Below are 22,798 nucleotides of genomic sequence, written 5' to 3'. Positions count from 1 at the left end.
GTGGGCGACGTCACCCCGCTCGACCCCGACCGTCCGGGCGAGACCCCCGCTCGTCCTCGGCTGCGACGCGACGAGATCGTCGCCACCGCCGCCGCCTACTTTGCCGATCACGGCTACAGCAATGCCGGGATGCGTGACATCGCCGAGGCCGTCGGTATCAAAGGTGCGAGTCTGTACAACCACTTTCATTCCAAGGAGGAGATCCTCTACGAGATCGCGCTCCAGATGACCCGTGATCCACAGGTGCATCTGCAGGTCCTCGACGGAGACGGCACACCGGTGCAGCGGCTGACCGCGCTCGTCGAGATCCACATCCGGCACCTCGCCGCGCACCGCGTGGAACACCTTGTGTCGCTGCGGGAGTTGTCGGCCCTGTTGCCCGAGCATCGCGCCATCGTCACCGATTATCGAAAGTACTACCAGCGGCGTGTGCGGGACGTCATCGCGGCCGGCGCGCGGGCCGGTCAGTTCGAGGTTCGCGACGCCGCACAGGCGGCGATCGCCGTGCTCGATGTGATGAACGGCATCAGCTGGTGGCTGCGCGACAATCACGACGTCGATCAACTCGTCGCCGACTACACCGATTTCACCATTCGCGGGATTCTCCATGCGCCCCAGGACGACCCGTGAGCGGACCGCTGGAGGGCATTCGGGTGCTCGAGATGGCCGGTCTCGGCCCGACCCCGCATGCGTGCATGGTGCTCGCCGATCTCGGTGCCGACGTCGTCCAGATCCGCCGGCCCGGCGGCACCGTGGGGCCGGACGGCATCGCCGATGCCGACGCAGGCCTGTGGCGCGGACGACGCGTCATCGACGCAGACCTCAAGGATCCCGACACCATCGGCGCACTGCGACAACTCCTCTCGCACGCCGACATTCTCGTCGAGGGTTTTCGCCCTGGTGTGATGGAACGGCTGGGCCTCGGTCCTGACGAGGTTCTCGAGTTCGCTCCGCACCTGATCTATGCTCGCATGACCGGCTGGGGTCAGGGCGGCTCGTATCAACACGTCGTCGGGCACGACATCAATTACCTTGCGATGAGCGGCATCCTGGACGCCATGGGGCCCGCAGGCGCACCGCCCGTACCACCGTTGTCGCTGGTCGCCGACTTCGGCGGCGGTTCGATGTTCCTCGTGGTCGGGGTGCTGGCGGCCTTGTTCGAACGGGAACGGTCCGGCGGCCAGGTGGTCGACGCCGCTATGACCGACGGGGCCGGAGTGCTCGCCCAGCTGCAGTGGTCGTGGAAGTCGGCGGGGCGATGGGCGCCGCGCGAGACAGGTAATCTGCTCGACGGTTCGGCGCCCTTCTACTGCACCTACGCGTGCGCCGACGGCTACGTTGCCGTCGGCGCCCTCGAAGAACCATTCTGGCGCAACCTGATCGAGGTACTCGAGCTCCGCGACCTCCCCGACCGGTGGGATCGGGCGAACTGGCCCGTCCTGCGCGATGCGCTCGCCGCGCGCTTTGCGTGCGCGACCCGTGCCGCCTGGACATCTGCTTTCGACGGCGTCGATGCCTGTGTCACAGCAGTTCTCGATTTCGACGAGGCCGCGCGGCACCCTTATGCGCGTGAACGCAGGAGCTATGTCGAGGTCGGCGGACGGGTACAGCCGGCTCCGGCACCACGATTCTCCCGATCGGTACCGCGAGCTCCGGTGGAGGCGAGTGCCTCGAGTATCGACTCGGTGCTCGAGGAGTGGGACTGATCGCCGCTCGGATGCGGTCCGGCTGACCCATACCGGCCCGCGTGGGCATAGCCTGGGCCTACCACGTCGTCGATCGCAGGGAGCGCACTACATGTCCGAGCAGTTCGAGATCAGCCGCGTGATCCAGGCCGATCCGGCAACCATCTTTTCCGTCCTCACCTCGCCCGACGGGCACGTCACCATCGACAGTTCGGGGATGCTGCAGAGCGCCGAGGGCTCGCCGGTGTCGGCGGTGGGGGACGAGTTCGTCGTGCACATGGATCGCGAGTCACTCAACGATCTTCCGATGGGCAAGTACGACGTGCGGGTGATCATCACCGGCTTCGAGCAGGACCGGTGGATCGAGTGGACGATCGCCGGCACTGTCCGCCCGCCGCTGGATCACCGTTATGGCTATCGCCTGGAGGCCACCGACGACGGCACGCGGGTGACCACGTACTACGACTGGAGTCGCGTGACCAACGAGGACATCAAGGGCCGGTTCCCGATCATCCCCGAGGCCGGTCTGCGCGCCACGTTGGGGATTCTCGCGCGAACAGTGGAGTCGCACTGAACAATTCGCCGCCGACAAGGGAGGCACCATGAGCAGGCTGACGATCACCCGCGAAGTGCTCGGCCCCTGGTCGCTGGACACCAGCCGTGAATTCTGGGAAGGATTCACCCCCTCCGCGTTGCGCGGCACGCAGGAGTCGGGGCGGTTGTCGACGGTGTTCCGGGTCGACGCCGACTGGTCGGCCGCACGGGTCACCGTGACCCAGCGTGAGCAGACCGCGGAGATCGAAGTGAGCGGCGACGGTGATCTCGACGCGGCCGCCGAGCAGACCGCACGCTTCCTCGCCCTCGACGTCGACGCCCGCCAGTGGCCCGCCGTCGGCGCGCGTGACCCGGTGATCGGACGCGCGCAGCGAGCGCTTCCGGGTTTGCGGCCCTGCGGTTTTCACTCCGCCTACGAGGCCGCCGCGTGGTCGGTGCTCTCGCAGCGGGTGCGCATCGCCCAGGCCGCGGCGACCCGTGCCGCCATCACCGACCGCTTCGGTGACGACGGAGCCTTTCCTGCGCCGGCTCGACTCGCCGACCTCGACATCGACCTCCCCGGCCGCAAACTCGAGTACCTCCACGCTGTCGCCGACGCCGCCGAGCAGGGCGCACTCGACACCGCCGCGCTGCGGGCGATGGACCCGCAGGACGCGATCACCGAGGTGCAACGCATCAAGGGCATCGGGCCGTTCGCCGCCGAACTGATCGTGCTGCGCGGTGCCAACGCCCCCGATTACGCGCCCGCCAACGAACGCCGCCTCACCGCCGAGGTGGCGCAGTTGTACGGCCCCGACGCCGTACTCGCCGAAATTGCGAACGCGTGGAAGCCTTTTCGGACGTGGGCGTCGGTGTATCTGCGGGCGCGGGCCGAAGGCGGGCGATCAATATGACGCTGCGCCCGGATTCCGGGGGTTACGTCATACTGATGCGGTTTAGGTGGTGCCGCCACACGCGGCGACGGCGCCCTCACCCGACTTCGTGTCGGTGGCAATCACTTTGCCGCCTTCTTTGATGGTGCAGGTGATGCTTCCCGAGTCGTCGACGCCGTTACTGGCGGCCAGGCTCACGGGTTTGAGCGAGCCGGCGAACGAGACGTCCATCGTCCATGGCACCGACTCACTCTGCGCCTCGGAGACCGTGCCACCCGATGTCATGTACGCGATGAAGGCGCTCGACCCGTCGCCGGTGACCTGGTAGGTCACCGTCACCGGCCCATTGACCTTGTTCTCGACACTCTTGCCGAAGCCGACCAGCGCGACGACCGCCACCACGACAACGATGAGGAGGGTGACTCCGCCACCGAGAATCCACGGCCACACCGGACGCTTCTTCGGCGGCGGAAAGCCCGGACCGCCCTGGCCGGGTTGCGGATACCCGGGCTGCTGGTAACCGGGTTGCGCGTATCCCGGATATCCCTGTTGCGGATAACCCTGCTGCGCATATCCCTGCTCGGGGTATCCGGGTTGCTGATAGCCCGGCGGCTGCGAATATCCAGGCTGCTGGGAGTACCCGGGTTGCTGCACCGGCTGACCCAGCTGCGTCGGCTGGTCGAACTGTGACGGGCCCTGATTCGGGTCGTTCCACGGATTCTGCGGGCCGGACATGACGTTCCCCTTCGCCTTCGATGAACAGCGACGCCGCCGATCGAGACGTCGTCGCCACACCGAGTTCACCACCTGAAGCGCGCGGGCTCGGCATATCTGTAGAAAGACTAAACCAGCGGGCCGTCCGGTCGGTGGCGCAGGTCCTTGCGCCGATCGACGTCAAGCGCAGGTCCGGGCGCACGCGACGCCGGTTATCTCCGTTTCGTGCCAATAGCCGGTCATTTTCTTGCGTCCAGCCAAGTGGTCTTCGAGGTCGCGGGCACTCACTCATTTCGGCTCAACAGGCGCTTTGCGAATTTCGGCACATGATCGTCGATCTTTGAATCGTCAGGCACACAGAACTTCTCGCTGAACGATGCGGCGGCAGTTCCGCGTTCCCGCCAACCGTCTGCATACCGGAGTATGCACAATGCAGCGGCTCTTTGATAACCCATCCTCACTTCCCGAAATCTTGCCGATGCCAGCTATCCAAGCTCGTCGTCGAGTGTCCCTCGAGCGGTGGAATCTGGTTCAGAAATACCAGCCTTGGGTGTGAAGACTGATACACCTGATCGGTGCAGAACAGGAACAGCATTCGACGTGCTCTCGCGGGCGCGACAGCAGCCATCGCCCTCACCCTTGGCGTCTTGGCCGGCCCCGCACTGGTCAGTGATCTCGGCGCAGCCCATGCCCAGACGCTTCCCGGCGCCAGCCAGGCCAAGGCTACGAGCTGCAAATCTGGCTACTACCGCAACTCCAATGGCCGATGTGTGCACGTTCCGGACGGCAACTCCGGCGGTGCGACCTTCCGATGCAAGGACGGCACCTACAGCCACGCGCAACATCGGCAGGGAGCGTGCTCTCGGCACGGGGGCATCGCCGGGCCCGCGAACAGCGGAGACGGAAACGGCAGCCTCGGCGCGCTGTTTGGTAGCAGTTAGATTCAGGTCGCGGCCGACACTAATCGCTCGATTCGAAAGCTGAACCGCACCAACGCCAGCGCATGAGCACCGGGCAGGTTCCTCACCCTGCCCGTCCGGTTGCCGGTGCCCATGGGATTGCCGTCGTGAATCGACGTCGCGTCCTAACTATTCCGCGACCGTCACTCGACACGATATTGCTGCGCGAAGATAACTGCCGATCTCGCCCGAGGATGGGAGCCGACGAAACGGTGAACCGCTAACGACTATATTGCGGGCCATCGATTTTCGCCGGCGCTACCTACTTCACCTGCGCCCCATCCCCCATCACCGCTCCCTCGCGACGCGGGTCGGCTCCGCCGATCCACCCGCCTCCCGATCGCCACAGGGCACTCAGTCCGCTGGACTGATCGGCTACCGACACCTGCTCACCGCGTTGCCGCAGACCCATGACGAGTGGATCGTTCGCGCCATCGTCGGCGGTGTTGACCAACGGATGCTCACCACCGACGTTCGACACCGGCGTGTTGGCCGTGCCGAAGTCGATCATCGACACCGCCTGCTGCGGGTTGAGGTTCCAATCGAGCATGCCGACAAGTGTTTTCACGACGAACTGGATGATCACCGACCCGCCGGGCGAACCGAGTGCGCCGACGAGGGTGTCCGGGGCGCCGTTGGTGCCGGGTCTCATCACGATCGTCGGCGCCATCGATGAGCGCGGCCGCTTGCCCGGCGACACCCGGTTGGCCAGCAGCGCACCGGAGGCGTCGCGGGGTTCGGCGGAGAAGTCGGTGAGTTGGTTGTTGAGGATGAACCCGTCGACCATGTGGAAGCTGCCGAACGCCGACTCGACGGTGGTGGTCATCGTGGCGACGTTGCCGTAGCGGTCGGCGACGGTGATGTGGCTGGTGCCGTGCTCGGTGCCAGGATAGGCGCCGAGTGGGACGTCGCCCAGGTTGCCGGGCTGGGCCTCGCCGAGCGAGGTGTTCGGGCGGATTAGTGCGGCACGCTGTTTGAGGTAGGCCGGGTCGAGCATGGTGGCCACGCCGCGGCCGGGCAGCGGTATGAAGTCGGGGTCGGCGACGTACTTGTCTCGGTCGGCGTACGCGAGGCGTTCGGCCTCGTCCACCAGATGCACGGCCGCGGGATTGGGCCGTCCGCCGTCACGGTTCACGTCGGTGGGTCCCATGGCCGGCAGGTCGAAGTTCGACAGGATGCCCATAGTGGAGGCGACGGTGATGCCGCCCGACGACGGACCGGGCATCGCGACGATGCGGTAACCGCGGTAGTTGGTGGAGACCGGGTCGCGGCGCTTGGCCTGGTAATTGGCGAGGTCGGCGGTGGTCATCAGGCTGGGCGTCATCCCGGCGGCCGTCGATCCGGACTTCTCGACGATGGCCTGCGCGATCGGTCCGGTGTAGAGCGCCTGCGCGCCGTCGGTGGCGAGCGCTCCGAGGGTCTTGGCGTAGGCCGGATTGGCTAGACGGGTCCCGGTGGTCTTGGGTGTGCCGTCGGGGTTGAGGAAGTAACTGCGCGCCTCGTCGTCGACGGCGAGTTGTTTCGACGAGTCGGCGATCGCGGCAGCCAGTCGGGGTGAGATGTCGAAGCCGTTGTCCGACAGCTGTATCGCCGGATCGAACAGCGACTTCCACGACGTCCGCCCGTACTGGTTGTGCATCAGCTCGAGCATTCGGACGGCGCCGGGCACGCCGATGGAGCGACCCGATGCCCGCGCGTTCGGCTGTGGCGCCCGCTGATCGGTGGGACTGATGTAGCGCAGGTAGTCCTCGGTGGCCGCGGCAGGTGCGGTTTCGCGGCCGTCGAACGCGCTGACGGAATGGCTGGCAGCGTCGTAGTAGAGGGCGAACGCTCCCCCGCCGACGCCCGACGATTGCGGCTCGACCAGTCCGAGGACCGTTTGCGCGGCGACGAGGGCATCGGCGGCGGTACCGCCGTCCCGCAGCACATCGCAGGCCGCCTGGGTGGCGAGCGGATTGGCGGTCGCGGCGGCGTAGGACTCGGTCTGCACGGGCTGCATGCCGGTGCGGTAGCCGGTGGCCGTCTCGGGGCGGGTGGAGATGTCGGCCGACGGCTGCGGGGAACCGCTGGCATCGAGTTGTGTGCCAGTGGCGATCTCTCCGCAGGTCACGGGCTTGGCAGTCGACTCCAAGTTGTCGGTCGAGCAGGCAGCGAAGATGAGTGCGGGCGCAACGACGAGAGCAGCGACCCGCAGCAGGTGGGTGGTGCGAGGTGGACGGCGCATGCGTATCAACCCTAGACCGTGACCTCGTTGTACGGCTGCAGTCGACAAACGAAGCAAAGGCGAGTTGTGCCTATTGATGTCGGCCACTCGTGATCTACTCCCAATCGTGACCGATCCGCTCGTTCCTGGCATTTACGAGTCTGTCGTGACGGAGACCCTAGACCTGTTGTTGAACAGCATGATCGCGCGACAACATCCAGCTTGAAGCTAGCCCGGCCGGCCCACCAGTCCCGACGCCGAAGCCCGGTGAAACACGCAGACGTCAGAGATCGGCGACACGCCCGCACCCAATGCCGACCTGCACCCGCTCAACACAACTCACCACACCCTTCAAAGCTGATCGATGGATCGAGGCTTAGGCATAATCACCCACCGGACTGTTCTGTTGGGCAAACCGCGGCGCCATCATCTCCATCTGCTCGAACACCGTGGTGATGGCCGCCGGCTGTTTGTCAGGCGGGTACTTGTACTTAACCAACAGACGCTTGATCGAGGACCGCAGCTTGGCGCGTACATCGTCGCGTACGGTCCAGTCGAACTTCGTATCCCGCTGCATGATGCCGACCAAATCCCTCGCGATCTGAGCGAGAACATCGTCGCCCTGAAATTCGACCGCCGATTCGTTCTTGGCGACGGCGTCATAGAACGCTAGCTCGTCCTCCGACAAAGCGGGCGTGAAGCGCTTTCCGCGATTACCTTCGGCAGCAACTTCTTTGGCCATCTCGATCAGTTCAGCGATTACCTCCGCGGACGTGATCTGCTGATTGGTGTACTTGTTCATCAGCTTTGTGATTCGTTCCGAGAAGTCGCGCTGTCGAATGATGTTGTTCTTGGTGGCTCGGGTAGATTCCTCGTTCAGTGTTGCCCGCAGCGCCTCGATCGCCAGGTGCGGGTTGGATGCGGCTTTGGCCTTGGCCTCGAAGTCGGGACCGAGATCCGACAGCGACGGCTTCGGAAGGCCGGCGGCGTCGTAGATGTCGACGATCTCACCACTCGCCGTGGACGACGCGACCAGCTTGGACAGCAGCCGCTTGACCTCTTCGGGTACGGGTCTTCCCCCGGCCTGCCGCTCGGCGGCGTCGAACTTGCCCATCCACACTCGAACTTCTTCATAGAACTGGACCGTCGGCCGCAGCTCTTCCATCGTCCGCTTACCGCCTGCGAGTGCCCAGGCCCGCGCTAGGTTCGCTGCGAGTGAGCGGTACCGCGCGCCGAGTGTCTCTTCGTCGTCATTCACCTGGTTGCCGGGTGTCTCGGGAGATCTCAGATAGTCGGTCAGGCCGACCGCGGCCTTCATCCAACCGCGGTCCGACTCGTTGACCTTGGCGCGCCAGTCGTAGCCTGCACACACTGCGTCGAGTTGTTTGAGGAGTTCCCGGGTGAGCGCGACCGCTTCGTCGATGTCGCGACCGACGGGCTGCTTGGCTTGGTCGGTCTCGGTGTACTCGGCCAGGGCCTGTTGCAGATTGTCGGCGAGGGGCGCGTACGCGACCAAGAGTCCTGACGGCTTGCCGCGGAACGTCCGGTTCACACGTGCCAGGGTCTGCATCAACAGCGCACCCTTGAGCGGCCGGTCCAGGTACAGCGTGTGCAGGGGAGGTGCATCGAACCCGGTCAGCATCATGTCCTTGACGATGACGAGTTGCAGCTCGTCGTCAGCGTCCTTCAGACGTTTCTGGATGATCTTGTTCTGCGCATCGCGTCGTACGTGTTTGGCGACCAGCCCCTGATCCTTGGCGCTGCCCGAGTAGACGACCTTGATGACGCCTTTGTCGACCGCGTCGTCATGCCACTCGGGGTGCAGCGCGACGATTTCCTCGTACAGTCTTGCCGCGATGTCACGGGTGGCGGCGACGATGAATGCCTTTCCGCGGGTGGAGATGAAGCACTCCATCGATTCGGATCGCCCGTCCCAATGGCCGACGATGTCGGCGGCCAGCGACTTGAGACGTTCCGGCGCACCGTATACGGCGTTGATGACCGCAACGGATTGCTCGATCTGTGCCCGCTCGGCATCGTCGAGCCCGGCGGTTGCCTCATCCGCTGCCCGGTCGAGATCACCTTCGGTGACGTCGTCGGCGAGTCCGACCTTGATCAGTCGCGGCTCGAAGTAGACCGGAACGGTGGCGCCGTCTTCGACCGCACGCGTGAGGTCATAGATGTCGATATAGGGGCCGAACACTTCGCGGGTGTTGCGTTCGGCAAAGGAGATCGGCGTTCCGGTGAACGCGATCAGGGTGGCGTTGGGGACCGCGTCGGCGAGGTGTCTCGCATAGCCGTCGAGGTCGTCGTAGTGGCTGCGATGTGCTTCATCCACGATCACGATGACGTTGCGACGATCGGTCAGGAGCGGATGATCCGCACCTGCTTCTCGTTCTTCCTGGGTGCGACTGAACTTCTGCAACGTGGTGAAGTAGATGCCACCGGTGGTGCGGTTCGACAGTTCATCGCGCAGTTGCTCACGCTTCGTCACCTTGACCGGCGACTCATCCAGGAGTTCGGAGCGATTGAACGTCTCGAACAATTGGCCATCGAGCTCCCGCCGGTCGGTGACAACGACCAAGGTCGGGTTCTTGAGTTTCGGTTGACGCGCGACAAGGTGTGCGTAGAGCTCCATCTCCATCGACTTGCCCGAGCCCTGGGTGTGCCAGACGACTCCGGCCTTACCAGTGCTCTCCGCCGCCGCAACTGTGTTGCCCACCGCCTTGGTGACCGCGAAGTACTGATGCGGCTTGGCAATTCGCTTGACGTACCCGTCAGCGCCGGTGTCGAACGCGGTAAAGTTGCGTTGAAGTTGCAGAAACCGCTCCGGGTTGAACACACCGTCGATTAGGTACTCGAGTTCGAGACCCATCTTGTCTGGATCCGTCGCGTGGCCGGTGGTGACCGGTGTCCCGTCGTCGTCGACGTTCCAGGGCGCATAGTGCTCGAGCGGGGTGAATGGTGTGCCGTACTTGGCGGTGATCCCGTCGCTGATCACGGATACGACCGTGAAGCGAAACACCATAGGGAACTCGTGGAGGTACGTCTCCAGCTGGGCGTGCGCAGACGCGAGATCAGCGTGCTCGGAACCGGCTTGCTTGAGTTCGAAGAAGGCGACCGGCAGACCGTTGAGGTACAGCACCACATCAAAGCGTCGATGGTGCTCGGAGTTGCGGACGGTCACCTGTTTTACGGCGAGTAGCTCGTTGTCCTCGGGGCGTGTTCCGACGAGCCCGATCGTCGGGGTCTGCTCGAGCCCCTCGTGGTCGATATAACTGATGCCGCGGTAGCCCTTGACCAGATACTCATGGAGGCGGTGGTTCTCGGCGATCGCGTCCTGTGATTGCGGCGCCAAGATCGCTGCCCGTGCCTGCACCAGATACTCGTACGGCACAGCCGGGTTGAGCTCCCGCATCTTGGCGAGCAACCGATCGGGTAGGACGATGTCGTCCCAGGAGGTGCGGCCGTTCTCGGTTCCTGGCGCGATGTCGGTACCGTGCATCGGTCGCCATTCCTGGTCGCCCAGCCACTCCAATGCCTGTGCTTCCCATTCAGATTCGGAGATCATGCTCATTTTGAGTCCTCATTCGTGAGTCGATATGTCTGACGACTGCTGTGCCGCTGCCCGATTCGCTGGACACGGCCCGCGTCGATTAGTTTGGTGAGGCGGCGTAGGACCGCCCGATAGTTCATTCCCAGTGCGGCCTCGATGGCGCGGGCGGTCACATGGCCCGTGCCTATGGCCTGTTCGACAGCATCGAGGTCGGCGGCTATCCCCTCTGTGCTCGAGTACGACGAATCGGCTGAACGCTTATGGGACATCGGTGACTCTGCCACCGCGATAGCCCGATCCGACAGCTGATAGCTCGCGTACCGCTTGCCACCGATGACCACCAACAAGTCCCGGTCCACCAAATCTCGCAGCGCCGAACCGGCCGCGAGCCGATCGAGACCCCACGCCTGCAGCATGACGTTGGTTACCCGCCCGGTCACCCGCGCCATTGCTAGTGCGAGATCTTGGGTCGACGTCAGATCAGCTTCGCCGAGGCTGCTGATCCACTCGGTCACGTCGACACCGAGAAGGCCATGTCCAGTCACAGTGACCCGCACATGTCCGGGGCTGACGTCGAATCGCGCTGGACTCATGCCTGCCTGACGCAGCGACCGCATCGCGTTGGGAAGTCCGCTTTCACGGTTCTCCCCGATCGACTCGTTGCTGTGTGCGTCGACCGGAATGTCAGCCAGCAGCTTGGCCACTGCGGCGTTTCGAGACGACGAGCGTTGTTCTGCCGTGCCAAGGGAGCGTGCAGAAACATCGCCGAACAGTCCGCCGGGGCTGTTGACGACGAGTCGATCGAGGTAGAGCTCGATCTGGACGTGCATGCCTCGCGATGCCGGGCTGTAATCCCGGTGCATGATGGCGTTGACGACGAGTTCGCGGATGACGTCCAGCGGGTAGTCGTAGCGGTCCTCGCGGTAGAGACCCTTCACGACCGCCGCCTTGCGCACGTTACGACGCAGCGCCTCCTCCACGGTCGCCACCATGTCGGAGATCGGACCGTCGACGGTCACGTTGTCCAGGAACCGCACTCCGTCGGGGGACTGGTCGCCGATCTGGATGCCTGGTGACACGACGACGGCGACGAAGAGTTGCGGGAGGAACTGCTGTGGGTAGTTGCCGAGCGAGATGACGCCGGCCAGGGTTGGCACACACTGACCGTAGACACGGGTGACCACGTTCAGTCGCGCCAACGCCTCCTTGGCTTCCAGATTGCGAAAGGTCCGCGGATGCCGATCTCGGGCCCGGCGGATCAGTCGATCGACGAGCTCGCTGTCGAGGTCGTCCAGCGTGGCGTCGGTGATCGGTTCGAGGTCGTGCTTCGGCTGCGTGCGGTTGGCCAGCAGCTGGGCAACTTCGTAGGCGGACAGGACGCGGTCACCGTCGCCGCCGCGGGTGAACGAGCCCTGATGGTGACCGCGCATCTTGACGTAGCACGGCTTGTCCAGCGGGTCGATCACGTCGATGTCCGCTCGGACGATGAGCGCGCCCTCGAACTCCTCGATCTCGATCGCCGGCCGCAGCGGTGGCTCCATCTGGTCGGCACAGGCCGTGGCCAACGCGTCACGCATCGCCCGGACGTTGAAGCCGGGCGCCGGCGCGAACCCGTCAGCTTCGGAGAGCCCGGGGAGCAGAATTCCGCCGTCTCCGTTCGCGAATGCGCTTAGCGACTCCACGACGTCCTTGGGCAGACCGCCCGCCGCCGACTTGACCTCCACCTGTGTGAGGTCGGTCCATAACCTGCGCAAACGCGCAACGAGATCGACTGTGTTCATCTCACCTCCTCCGACTCTGACACTCTGACGGGATTCGCTCGACCTCGGCGTCAGACCAGCCCGCCGACCTCTTCCTCAGCTTCCTTGACTGTTACCTTGCCGGACATGAGGAGGGGGAGGAGTTGGTCGCGGGTGTGGGCGAGAGCTTCGTTCTCCGCCGAGCAAGCGTGCTGCAGCTCAATCAAGGCGCGCTGTTCAGCGCCAATTCGACGTTGCGTGGCCTCGTCTGGAACAGGGATAGACAGTGACCCGATGTCTTTGAGATTCACATAGGGCGCCATGTCGCTCTTATGCATGACCAAAGCCAGCTGACGCTGAATATCGTCACTGAGAGACCAACCGACCAGGTACCCATAGTCCAATGCCGAGGCCTCTGGCAGTCGGAAGTAGCAGCACTGCGGGCTGTAAACCGCATTTCCGACTGACTCAGGCACAATCGCAATTCTTCCAACTGTGCCCTTCGTGGTGAGCACGATGTCTCGAGGCAGCGCCACCTTCCTACCCATCTGCCGGGAGAAGGCGGCCGAGACAAAGTCCGAACCCGACAAACGAACCACCGAATCCTTCACATCGGCGGCACGGATGATCCGGAAACCGGACATCGCGAGTTCTGACTTCTTGGTCCGGTATCCATCACCGTATTCAAGTTGCCCTTTGGCGAAAAGCTCGGCCAGGGAATTCGCATTCTCCAAAGTCGTTGAGAACGACTCGCCGAACGATGAGGCGGCCAGTTCCGCTGCCCGCCTGGAGACACGACCGTTCGCCACGATCTTGTCGTCGAGGGCGCCGAGGACTTCGGCGATGGCCTTTCTGGTACTGGGCAGTGGCACAGTCAAGGCAATGGACTCCATAGCCGCTCTCGACAGCTTCGGCTGTGCACTACCGGTCAAGTATCCAGAGATATCGCTCAACGCGAGAGCATGCTCCAGAAACCTCGTATCGAACGAATACTTTCCTGTCACCACATGAGCGTGATTATTCACCCAGATCTTTCCGTCTGCGCGAAACGCGATCGGCGTCGAACGCGATCTGAGATTCTCCCCGTCCTCGGCAATCAACAGAAATTCACCCTCGTGGGTGTAGCCGTCGACCGAGTCAACCACTCCACTTGCCCCATAGTATGGGGTTTCGCCACTCACGCGGTCCGTCGACTTAATTGGCCTCCTCTGAGAGTTGTAGACCTCAATGAGATCTCCGAGCCGCACCCTAGTCCACTCACCCATCGACCCGCTCCATTTGCATCCGTACAACCTTCTCCATTCGCGCCGACTCATCCAGCGCCGCAAACAGTTCGGTCTTCAGCCGCGCAATCTTCTCGTCGATCGGCTCACCGTCGTCTTCGACCACGGCCGCCCCGACATACCGGCCAGGCGTGAGTGCGTAGCCGGCAGCTTTGATCTCCTCGAGCGTCGCCGACCTGCAGAAGCCCGGAACATCCTCGTACTCGAGGCCTTTCGCCGCGGCAGAGGAAGACCCACGCCACGCATGGAAGGTGTCGCCGATCTTGACGATCTCATCTTCCGTGAGTGCCCGCTCGGCGCGATCCACCATGTAGCCCATCTCGCGGGCATCGATGAACAGCACCTGACCACTGCGGTCAATCGAGCCCTGCGGGCCCTTTGTCTTATCCTTGGCGAAGAACCACAGGCACACCGGGATTCCGGTGCTACGGAACAACTGTGTGGGTAGCGCAATCATGCACGAGACGAGGTCTGCATCAACGATCTCGGCACGAATATCGTCTTCGCCGTTGCTGTTCGACGACATCGACCCATTGGCGAGTACCACGCCGGCCTTGCCACCGGGGGCGAGCTTGTACAGGATGTGTTGCAGCCACGCGTAGTTGGCATTGCGAGCCGGCGGAACGCCGAAACGCCAGCGGGGGTCCTCTTCGTTTCGCGACCAGTCTTTGATGTTGAACGGCGGGTTGGCCATTACGTAGTCCATCTGTACATCTGCGTGCTGGTCTCGCGCGAAGGTGTCGCCCCAGCGAGAACCGAGGCCGTTGTTGTCGATGCCGTGGATGGCCAGGTTCATCTTCGCCATCCGCCAGGTTTCCTCAATAGCCTCCTGGCCATAGACCGAGACCTGCTTTGGGTCGCCGTCGTGCTCATAGATGAACTGTTCGGTCTGCACGAACATGCCGCCCGAACCGCAGCACGGGTCGTACACGCGACCCTTGGTCGGCTCAAGGACCTCGACAATCACCCGAACCACGCTGCGTGGCGTGAAGAACTCGCCACCCCGCTTGCCTTCCGCTCGAGCGAAGTTGCCGAGGAAGTACTCGTACACCTCGCCCATCAGGTCGCGAGCCTTGTGGTCGCCCTGGCGACTGAATCGAGCGCTGTTGAACAGGTCAACGAGTTCACCGAGGCGTCGTTGATCGATGTTGTCGCGGTTGTAGATTCGCGGCAGCGTTCCGCCCAGCGACTTGTTGGCTGCGATCACCGCATCCATGGCCTCGTCGATCAGCTGGCCGATGTTCTTGTCGGGAGTACCGTCACCGGGAGTGAAGCCTTTGGCGTTGTCCGCGAGGAACGACCACCGCGCGATCGGCGGGACGACGAAGACGCCCGCGCCGTGATACTCGGTGGTGTCGTCGATGACTTCGTCTATCTGCTCCTCGTCGAAGCCGTCGGCAGTCAGTTCACGCCGAATCTCTTCGCGTCGCTCGTCATAGGAGTCGGACACGTACTTGAGGAAAACCAACCCGAGGATCACGTCCTTGTACTGGCTCGCCGACAGCGAGCCCCGCAGCTTGTCGGCAGCCTTCCACAACGTGTCCTTGAGTTCCTTCATCGTGGACGGAGCCGTCAGCTCCGCCTTTCGTCGTGCAGCCATCTGTGTAAATTCCCTTCTCATCACGCTGTATCGGTGGTTACTGTGGTTGCTGTTGCCGTTATCCCAACGGTGGTCTTGTCGGCGTCCAGCGAGATCTCGCCTTCGGCGATCCCATCAATGAGTGCGCCAATCAAGTCCGTCGCTGCGGCGGCCTTCTGTTCGACGGCGCGCTGGTAGCCGGTGACCTCCGCCAAGGCTGCTTCCAAGCGAGCGGCTTCGTCCGCCGCGAGTTCGGGCACGCACCACTTCCGCCATCCACTGCCTGGTGCGCACCGTGTGTTGATGATCGCCGCGATGGTGTGCGGTCCGAACGGCGCATTGCGATTGATGCGCAGAATCTTTGCCGGCGTCGCGACGAGCGACCCACCGGCCGCGTCGATGACGGCACGCGGCGTTGGCTTCTCGACAAAAACGATGTCGCCGGGCTCGGTCCGGCGGGCCCTGCGGTAGCGCTGGGCAGCATCGAACGGGTCCAGCCGAAACGGACGATCGGGTAGCACAGCGACCGTCCCCTCCGGGTCGGCATCCTCCGGGCCGATCCTATTGCCGGACATGACCTTGACCAGCTTCTGTTCGATCAACTCGTCGATCGAAAACTGTTGTGTCCGAAACCGACCTGCCGACGGGGAGATCAGGATGTCGACGGTTGGTGCCGGTTCAGACGTCTGCAGCGTGGCCTCATGGACCCGATCAGCATGCGATGCGGCACGTCGGGGATGCAGACGCTGGGCCTGAGTACCCTGCGGGACAACGGTTCCGCTGGTTCGGATGCGCAACATCTCCCGCGGTCGAGTGAACCGGAACGCTCTGCGGACGTCATGGTCAAGTGCCGCGGCGATGTCGCTCGCGAGGTCACCGAGCTCCGTCGGGTCGAGCGTGTTGAGGTCTGCCACCTGTAGGCGGTCGACCCCTGCGCCGCCCTTGCAGATCCACATCGCCTGACTCTGTCGGTGCGCCTCGCGCCATATGCCGCGCGGGAGACGCAGCGCCGCAACCGTATTGCTGATTTTGAGCGTCTCCGACCTGCGCCGCTGAAGGTCGCCGGCGAGATGATCGGTCAACGCGGCTGCCGAGGCCACGATCACCCCCACGTCTCCGTCGTTCAGCTCGAGCAGGACCCCATCGACGGCCTCCAGGACGTCCGCGATCTCGGCTCCGAGCAGCGAGGTGACCGATACCGCCGGGCCGCGTGGAGCGGTGTCTGTCTCCACCTCAGCGATGATGGCTCGCCGCCTGAGACTACGTGGATCGCCCACTTGTCCGTCGACCACAAGCCGACCACCGACATCTGCGACGGCAAGCGCCAGATCAGGTGCACCGGCGGGCACGATGGCTACGTCGTCGCCGACGTGAGCCACCGCGACCTCGACAACGTGGCGCATTAGCTCCATCGCCTCATCGGTCAGGTCTCGGGCGCCCCGGGCTCGGCCGAGGCGTCCTCGCTCCAACCGTGCAAGGGCATCGGGGGTACCGAGGGACGCATCGATGAGCTGCTCGGTGAACGTCAACGTATCGGTGTCGACATCGAGCGACTCGACCTCGCTGACGATCAGCTCATCGGCCGGGTCGGCTGCCACTGCCGCGGCCACAAGGTCTGCGTGTGACGCTCTTGCCAAGTCCACGCCTGCCAGCGCGTACAGCGCCAACAGGAGTACCACGTCGTCGTACCGGACGCCGTCGGTCAGAGAGTATGCACCGACGTCAAGGTGCTGTTCCTCTCGGTTCTTCCCCCTGCCGGTCCGCTCCAACCACGCCATGATGTCTGCTTCATCGAAGTGCTCGACTGTGTCGACGGTGGTGACCGGCGTCGGAAACGGGATCAGTTCTCCACGCACCACCGGACGTTTCCGCCACTGGCTGACGGCCGGCCGCGATACCCTCGCCAGGACTGCGATGTCCTGCATCGTCAGTGTGCTCACCGGTCGGTCACCTCCTCGTGGCGTCGTTGCAGGCAATACCGAGAACCTTAATCGCTCGATCGCCGCCTACAAGTTGATTCACTGGTAAGGGGGCTTAACAGTGAATGCACTTGTGATCCTAAATGCGCCATCGCAATCTGGGTGCGGCAGCCGATCCGCGACCGCCACGAGCCGTAGGAGGCCAACATGATCGATTCACCCAGCTCCGCGCACTTCGATGCCGACACCACCTCGGTGGTGATCGAGAACGTGACGGTGACCGACAAGGCCGTCGTGCGCGAAGCCCAGCGATGGACAACCGGGGAACGCGGTGCACTTGTCGATGACCCCGCCACCTTGGCCGAGGCCGATCTCGCCGGGTTTGTTGCCAAGGCGCTCACTGTCGGAGCCCATGCGCTCTCGGCCACCGGCCAAGCGCAGGAAGCGCAGGCACTGGAACGAATGATCACTGAGCTCGGCGAGAAGGCCAGCACGTCGACCGCGGAAGCCGCAGCGATGACCGACCGTAGCGTCAAAGCCGCGTCGGAGGCCGTGACCAAGGCAGCCGCCGACGCGCAGAAGGCGTTCCGGGAGGCGGACGAGGCGACGCGCAAGTCGCTGACCGAGGCGATCGCCACCATGCGGCAAGAGACCGAAGCGGAACTCAAGCGTCTTTTTGGCGGCACCGACCCGGAGGTGATCGACCGGTTCGCACCGTTGCTCGAGCAGTTCGCCGCCAATCTGGACAAGCGAGCGGCTGCGAACACCACCGAGCTGTTGACCAAGGCCGCCAAGCAGTTCGATCCCACCGATCCTGCGTCGCCGATGGCCAAGCACTCCGCTGAGCTCGCCAAGCGCCAGGAGTCGCTCACCGAGCAGCTGACGAAGCAGCACTCGGAGCTGTCCGAGCGTCTCGACATCGTGGTGACTGCGTTGCGGGTCGCCGAGGCGAAGGCATCGGTCAGCAAGGTCTCCCCCATCAAGGGCGGTACCTACGAGAACGAGATCCACGAGGTCCTTCAGACCATCGCCGCCGGTATGGGTGACGAGTACTGCGAGACCGGAACCGTCGTCGGCGCAATCCCTCGATCGAAGAAGGGAGACGGAGTACTTACCGTTGACGGGGGCGCTGCCCGTGTGGTCGTCGAGGTGACCGACTCCAAGCGAGATGGGTGGGGTGCGTACTTCGACGAAGCCGAGCGCAACCGCCAGGCCGACGCGGCTGTCGGGCTCGTCCGGAGCGCCGAGCAGAACTGCGGTGAGACGATCCGTGTGCTGGGAAAGCGCCGGATCGTCCTCGCCTTCGACCCGCTCAACGACGACTCCGATCTCCTGCGCACCGTCATCATGCTGCTGCGCGCGTCTGCGCTCACCGCAGCGAACCGATCCGGAGCGCACGAGATCGCGACAGCCGAAGAGAAGATCACCGCCGCCGTCGAGCAGCTGAGCGGAATCGACGACATTAAGAAGACCGCCGGTGCCATCGAGAAGAACGCACAGAAGATCGAGAAGTCCTGCAGCACGGTTTACTCGGTTATCGACCGGCTCTTAAGTGAGGCGCTGGCCGCGCTGGCAGGGGTCGCCGACGACGAGGCCCAGCCCGAGTCGGACCGTGGGGCAGCCTGATAGCCGAACCTGACACAGCTGCCTCCGGCGATGGCATCGCCGGAGGTGGACTGCACGGTCCACATCGGCTGGTATCCGTTGCTGTCTCGGCTACACCGGACGCCCACCTGCATTACCTCCGATTTCACCTATGCACAGATCAAGGAGAAGTACGGGACGTTGCGCTGCTACGTGGATTTCGGCGAGACCGTCGATGAGTTCACGCTTGGTGTCTGTGACGCGCGTTAACGGACGACTCACCGGAGGTATGCTGAATTCTCCGGCAATCGCGATTCCCTACCGACAGACCGAGGACTGCTCAACACCTTGTGCGATGTGTTGCATTCGATCGGGGCACGTTTGATGCGGCGCACAGCTTAGATTCGTTCTCTACCCAGAACCTCCAACACGAAGCGGTCAGAGAGCCTACCCTTGCGTCTGATCTATCAAGAACTCATTGATGACAACCTGTGGCTAACGCCGACCGCAAGTCCATGACCGCCGGTACGCTATCCCCTCGAACAAGTGGAGCCGTAACTCTGCGTTGCAGCAAAGACTACTGCGTGAGCTAGGTATTCCGATTGCCTCGAAAGACAATCCACGACGAGTCGCCCAACAGAACACCCCGACAAATAGAGATGCCTCGGCCGTGTAGCGTTCGCCGCCAAGGCGCATCAGATGCGCCGCGCTTTGTTGAAATCTGTCTATCCACGTTAGGAAATCGTCCGATAAAACCAAACCCACCATCCAGGCTATTCAACGCTCAGTCCATTTAGACCACTCTGCGCGCGGGACTATTCTACCCAAAACTGACTTATCCTTGGGTCGTCCTTTTGCGCGAGAATGTCTTCCGCGGAGACCGTCAGTCTGAGCCGATACTTCGCCCGCCCACTAGATGCAAATGATTCTCTCTTTGCTAGCTCGTTGCGCATTAGTCGCCGCGCGAACTCCCGCCACTCCTTGTGATTTGGGATATCAGAATCAAGCCTTGCATCAATTAGCGACCAGTCATCCGCTTTTATGATCACAGTCGTGGCACCTCTACTGATGAGAACCCTAAGAATCGCCTTGTAGGTATCTAGCTCAGCATTGGGCGTCGTCACTTCAATCTTTCTATCGACAACCTCCGCACCTCTATCGACAAGCACGGCTGCAATTTCCGATGGCCGGTAGATGAACTCTCCTGAGCAAACAACATTCTCAACTAGATTCGATGAGATATTCGTCGCCCCGGCGAGGTTCTGTCCATTAACGGTAAGTTGCCGGATAGATGTTCCACTCAGGTCGACGCCCCACCCCTTCTTTCCAGGCAGCTTGAGCGACTCCAGCTGACAGTTGCCTAACAACAGTTTACCGCTGAATCCCGACAAGTTGAGTTCATCAGATACGGTTGCACCAGATATTTCCCACTGCCCATCGACCGACTCTCCTCGCTCAATCACGGCCGAGATAATGCTTCCGATGTTTACTGACTGATTTGAGCCCAGCTCTGATACCATCCCGCCGTAACGCCGATCAGCTATTTCGATCAAATGAGATCGCGAAGTCTCATCTGAAATGATTCGGTCTACCGTCCCATCTCTCCATGGAGAGGCCCGCAAGAGTCGCTGCACGTCCGCGGTACGCGAGTCGGAACCTGCAAGATACCGGATTATGGAACCGGCAAGAAAGAAGTCATAAAACACTTCGTGGGTGAACCCGAATTGATGCCTTTGACCGGACTGCGCAGCAATTGTACACATTGTAGAAAGACGCTCTCGCAGCCCCTTCCGTGCGCGCAGCTCTTCGCCAATTGCCATCTCAGCGAGATACTCGAGCTCTGGCAATGTGATGATCCGCTCCGAGTTCTCTGACATTGTTTCCGCAGCATGTTCGAATAATTGTTCGATCTCCACAGCGGTCATTAGCGCCCCATCCCCGATAGAATCTGTAAGTTTCCCAGACTCTCTCTTAATGTAGCTACTTACGAGGTAACTCAGTGCTGAGGTACCATTCGATGATGCTTCATCACTTAGGTGCAACTCTACGAAGGCGTGCGCGAAGAATGGGAGACGAAGAGCATGCCTTTCACCCTTGGGTAAGGAACGGACTAGATGTCCCTCCAGGCCGAAAGTTGCCGCATACTCAATTACCTTTGCCTCAGTCCACGGCAATAGCGTCGCTATACGATGTCGAACTGCTGGCGCGTCCGGACCAACCGCACGGTTAACGCTGGACCGGTACTGGTTCAGATAGTAGCTTGATCGTGCGGAAATCACCATTGCCCCTCTACCGCCCAGCGCAGCCAGCCAACCTTTAAGCGATCCGATCGCATCAGAATACGAGGAATCACCAACAAACTCGTCGAAGCCGTCAATCATTATGGCTAGGAGCCCGTTTCGAGACAGGGTGCCGACAGATTGCTGGGTTAACGCTCTGGTGGTGGCAACTGCCGCGTCTATTGCGTCGTTAATATTCGACATCGCATTCCCGTGGGCGCGCACATACAGAAGCAGGGGTAAACTGTACCCATCGTTGGATTCTGCAACCTTATCGCTCTGGTCGATTGCAGCCTGCAACATGCACCTAGTCTTTCCTGCACCAGCGTCAGCATTTATGAAGAGGATATGCGTCTGACCGCTAAGGCCGCCTAGGTCCTCGAGCATTTTTTTGATCACGTCCGAAAAGTCAGTACGTCTAGGTCGCGATCCATCCAAGTCTGTGACCCGCACCTCGGGGTACACAAGTGATCGATCTGATGCAAGTCTGAAGCCCAGCATTTCCGCTTCCTGAGCAATAATGCTATCCAGCTCTCTTCTGTAGAAATGCGACAGTCTCTTAGCTACGTTAGACCATCCAGTTATTTCCGTAAGAAGTCGTGAGTAAGGGGTCCATGATCCGCTGTCATCTCGCCATAGCCGCTGAAAATCAGCGGCCAGACGGAATGTATCAGCTCGATTCTGTGATCCTGTACCGAATGCACGGGTCCAGAAAACCGTGAACTCACTTTGCTGGTCGAGGAAGGTCGGCTTCGTATCAGCCTCGGCAAAGGTGGACAAATCGTTTATGGCGTCCGAATGGAAGGCCGATATCTGCAACTCATCATTTCGGGATAGATCGTGTTCCCTAATAAATTTGACAATCTCCGGTTTAGATTTTTCACCAATACTTGTATCGAAAGAGGAGCCACCATGCACACTGAAAGTGTAGGATGACTGTTTCGCCCTGGAGTAGAGGTTCCATGTGCCAGCTGAAGTCGAGTGTATCAAAGGGTAGATATCGATCACGGAATTTTCCTGATCATCAATGATGGAACACTCTCCTCCAGAGTATTCAACCCTGCATGATGAAAGAAAATTGACAATCAGGTCTGAGACTGCGTCGACTTCACGGTTTATATCGATATCATCCGGAATCGGCGAGCTGTGAGAGGCAAGATTTCTGATGCTAGTTATAGTTCTCGGCTTACCGGAGTCCGGCAGTTTGACCGGTGTCCCTATCACACCAATCACCTGATCCACCAGGCTCTGGATCCTAGACAGATTCTGCGTACCTTCGTCTATATCTTTCGAGATACCTTTCAGGGTTGCGATCAAGGTCCCGAAACCGAGTGATCTGTTCAGCTTTGCCCCTGATATACCGGAGTGCCGAACGTAGCCGGTAGCCAGAATTGCGACAAACCGCAGTTGAAAGTCGAGAATTGGGAGGGCGTGATAGATTGTTCGATGCGGATTCTCGGATTCTGCATAAGAGTGATACATCGTGTCATAGACTTCGGTGGCCGCCAGCTCCGACAACAGTTCATCCTTCGCTTGTATGCGTCGCACGCTGTTGGTCTAACGCATTTGGATAGTTCTGCTCACATTTTAGCCGCTCATACGAGGTCATCCGCCCTCCGGGCCGCGCACTAGTCCTTGGTTGTTCGCAATAGGGTCAATTTCGCGAGCATAGTAACCTAGCATAGGTAATGCGTGCGCACACTCTGTTCTTGAACTACGAGTCAGCTCTCATCTACTTAGAAAGGGAGCGTGCCGCCTGTATGCACCAGCATCGGAACCAACTCTCGATGAAATCGCTCAGTACCCGCTGTCGCTGTAATGAGTAGTCGGAAGTTGGCGCGTCCACACCTCTGGGATTCGCCGATCCGGCC

Annotated in this window: 15 protein-coding genes; 7 read left to right on the top strand and 8 right to left on the bottom strand. The window is 61.9% G+C overall.

Going from position 1 to position 22,798, the window contains the following annotated elements; translation table 11 throughout:
• The 4 genes from J6U32_RS03175 to J6U32_RS03160 all read left to right on the top strand — a co-directional run bounded on the left by J6U32_RS03175 (position 1) and on the right by J6U32_RS03160 (position 3,133).
• Entirely contained in the window at positions 1-630 is a 630-nt protein-coding gene (locus J6U32_RS03175) for a TetR/AcrR family transcriptional regulator (protein WP_244332546.1), read from the top strand.
• Entirely contained in the window at positions 627-1,706 is a 1,080-nt protein-coding gene (locus J6U32_RS03170; RefSeq protein ID WP_208793511.1) for a CaiB/BaiF CoA transferase family protein, read from the top strand. Before J6U32_RS03175 ends, J6U32_RS03170 begins: the two co-directional genes overlap by 4 nt.
• A gap of 91 nt (positions 1,707-1,797) precedes the next feature.
• Entirely contained in the window at positions 1,798-2,259 is a 462-nt protein-coding gene (locus tag J6U32_RS03165; RefSeq protein ID WP_208793510.1) for an SRPBCC family protein, read from the top strand.
• Between the two features lie 28 nt (positions 2,260-2,287).
• Entirely contained in the window at positions 2,288-3,133 is an 846-nt protein-coding gene (locus tag J6U32_RS03160) for a DNA-3-methyladenine glycosylase family protein (RefSeq protein ID WP_208793509.1), read from the top strand.
• Positions 3,134-3,175: 42 nt separating this feature from the next.
• On the opposite strand, the gene J6U32_RS03155 is transcribed toward J6U32_RS03160, so the two are convergent.
• On the bottom strand, positions 3,176-3,847 hold the full coding sequence (locus J6U32_RS03155) for a hypothetical protein (RefSeq protein WP_244332545.1): 672 nt from the start codon (positions 3,845-3,847) through the stop codon (positions 3,176-3,178).
• A gap of 554 nt (positions 3,848-4,401) precedes the next feature.
• Here J6U32_RS03155 and J6U32_RS03150 point away from each other — a divergent pair.
• Complete coding sequence (locus J6U32_RS03150) at positions 4,402-4,767, top strand: DUF3761 domain-containing protein (protein ID WP_208793508.1); 366 nt, start codon at positions 4,402-4,404, stop codon at positions 4,765-4,767.
• Positions 4,768-5,047: 280 nt separating this feature from the next.
• Here the strand turns inward: J6U32_RS03150 and ggt are convergent, their stop codons facing one another.
• From ggt to J6U32_RS03120, 6 genes are all read right to left on the bottom strand, one after another.
• Positions 5,048-7,009: a gamma-glutamyltransferase gene (ggt, locus tag J6U32_RS03145; protein WP_208793507.1), complete on the bottom strand. Its 1,962-nt coding sequence runs from the start codon at positions 7,007-7,009 to the stop codon at positions 5,048-5,050.
• 355 nt (positions 7,010-7,364) lie between these two features.
• Positions 7,365-10,565 (bottom strand): type I restriction endonuclease subunit R, encoded by a 3,201-nt coding sequence (locus tag J6U32_RS03140; protein WP_208793506.1) that lies wholly within the window; start codon positions 10,563-10,565, stop codon positions 7,365-7,367.
• Positions 10,562-12,325: an ATP-binding protein gene (locus J6U32_RS03135; RefSeq protein ID WP_208793505.1), complete on the bottom strand. Its 1,764-nt coding sequence runs from the start codon at positions 12,323-12,325 to the stop codon at positions 10,562-10,564. Before J6U32_RS03135 ends, J6U32_RS03140 begins: the two co-directional genes overlap by 4 nt.
• 50 nt (positions 12,326-12,375) lie before the next feature.
• Complete coding sequence (locus J6U32_RS03130) at positions 12,376-13,548, bottom strand: restriction endonuclease subunit S (protein WP_208793504.1); 1,173 nt, start codon at positions 13,546-13,548, stop codon at positions 12,376-12,378.
• Positions 13,541-15,166 carry a type I restriction-modification system subunit M gene (locus tag J6U32_RS03125; RefSeq protein ID WP_208793503.1) on the bottom strand — a complete coding sequence of 542 codons (1,626 nt, stop codon included), beginning with the start codon at positions 15,164-15,166 and terminating at the stop codon, positions 13,541-13,543. Before J6U32_RS03125 ends, J6U32_RS03130 begins: the two co-directional genes overlap by 8 nt.
• A gap of 20 nt (positions 15,167-15,186) precedes the next feature.
• The gene (locus J6U32_RS03120) at positions 15,187-16,524 is read right to left on the bottom strand and encodes a hypothetical protein (protein ID WP_208793502.1); all 1,338 of its coding nucleotides are present in this window, start codon (positions 16,522-16,524) and stop codon (positions 15,187-15,189) included.
• Positions 16,525-17,271: 747 nt separating this feature from the next.
• On the opposite strand from J6U32_RS03120, the gene J6U32_RS03115 reads away from it, so the two are divergent.
• Positions 17,272-18,690, top strand: coding sequence for a Fis family transcriptional regulator (locus J6U32_RS03115; protein WP_208793501.1), 1,419 nt, complete (start codon positions 17,272-17,274; stop codon positions 18,688-18,690).
• Between the two features lie 30 nt (positions 18,691-18,720).
• Positions 18,721-18,918 (top strand): hypothetical protein, encoded by a 198-nt coding sequence (locus tag J6U32_RS03110; protein WP_208793500.1) that lies wholly within the window; start codon positions 18,721-18,723, stop codon positions 18,916-18,918.
• Positions 18,919-19,463: 545 nt separating this feature from the next.
• Here the strand turns inward: J6U32_RS03110 and J6U32_RS03105 are convergent.
• Positions 19,464-22,445, bottom strand: a complete 2,982-nt coding sequence (locus J6U32_RS03105; RefSeq protein ID WP_208793499.1) for an NACHT domain-containing protein — start codon at positions 22,443-22,445, stop codon at positions 19,464-19,466.
• Between the last annotated feature and the right edge of the window lie 353 nt (positions 22,446-22,798).

Origin of the sequence: Gordonia polyisoprenivorans, from assembly GCF_017654315.1 — a bacterium.
Taxonomy (GTDB): Bacteria; Actinomycetota; Actinomycetes; order Mycobacteriales; family Mycobacteriaceae; genus Gordonia; species Gordonia polyisoprenivorans_A.
This window is presented reverse-complemented; position numbering and strand designations above follow the sequence as displayed.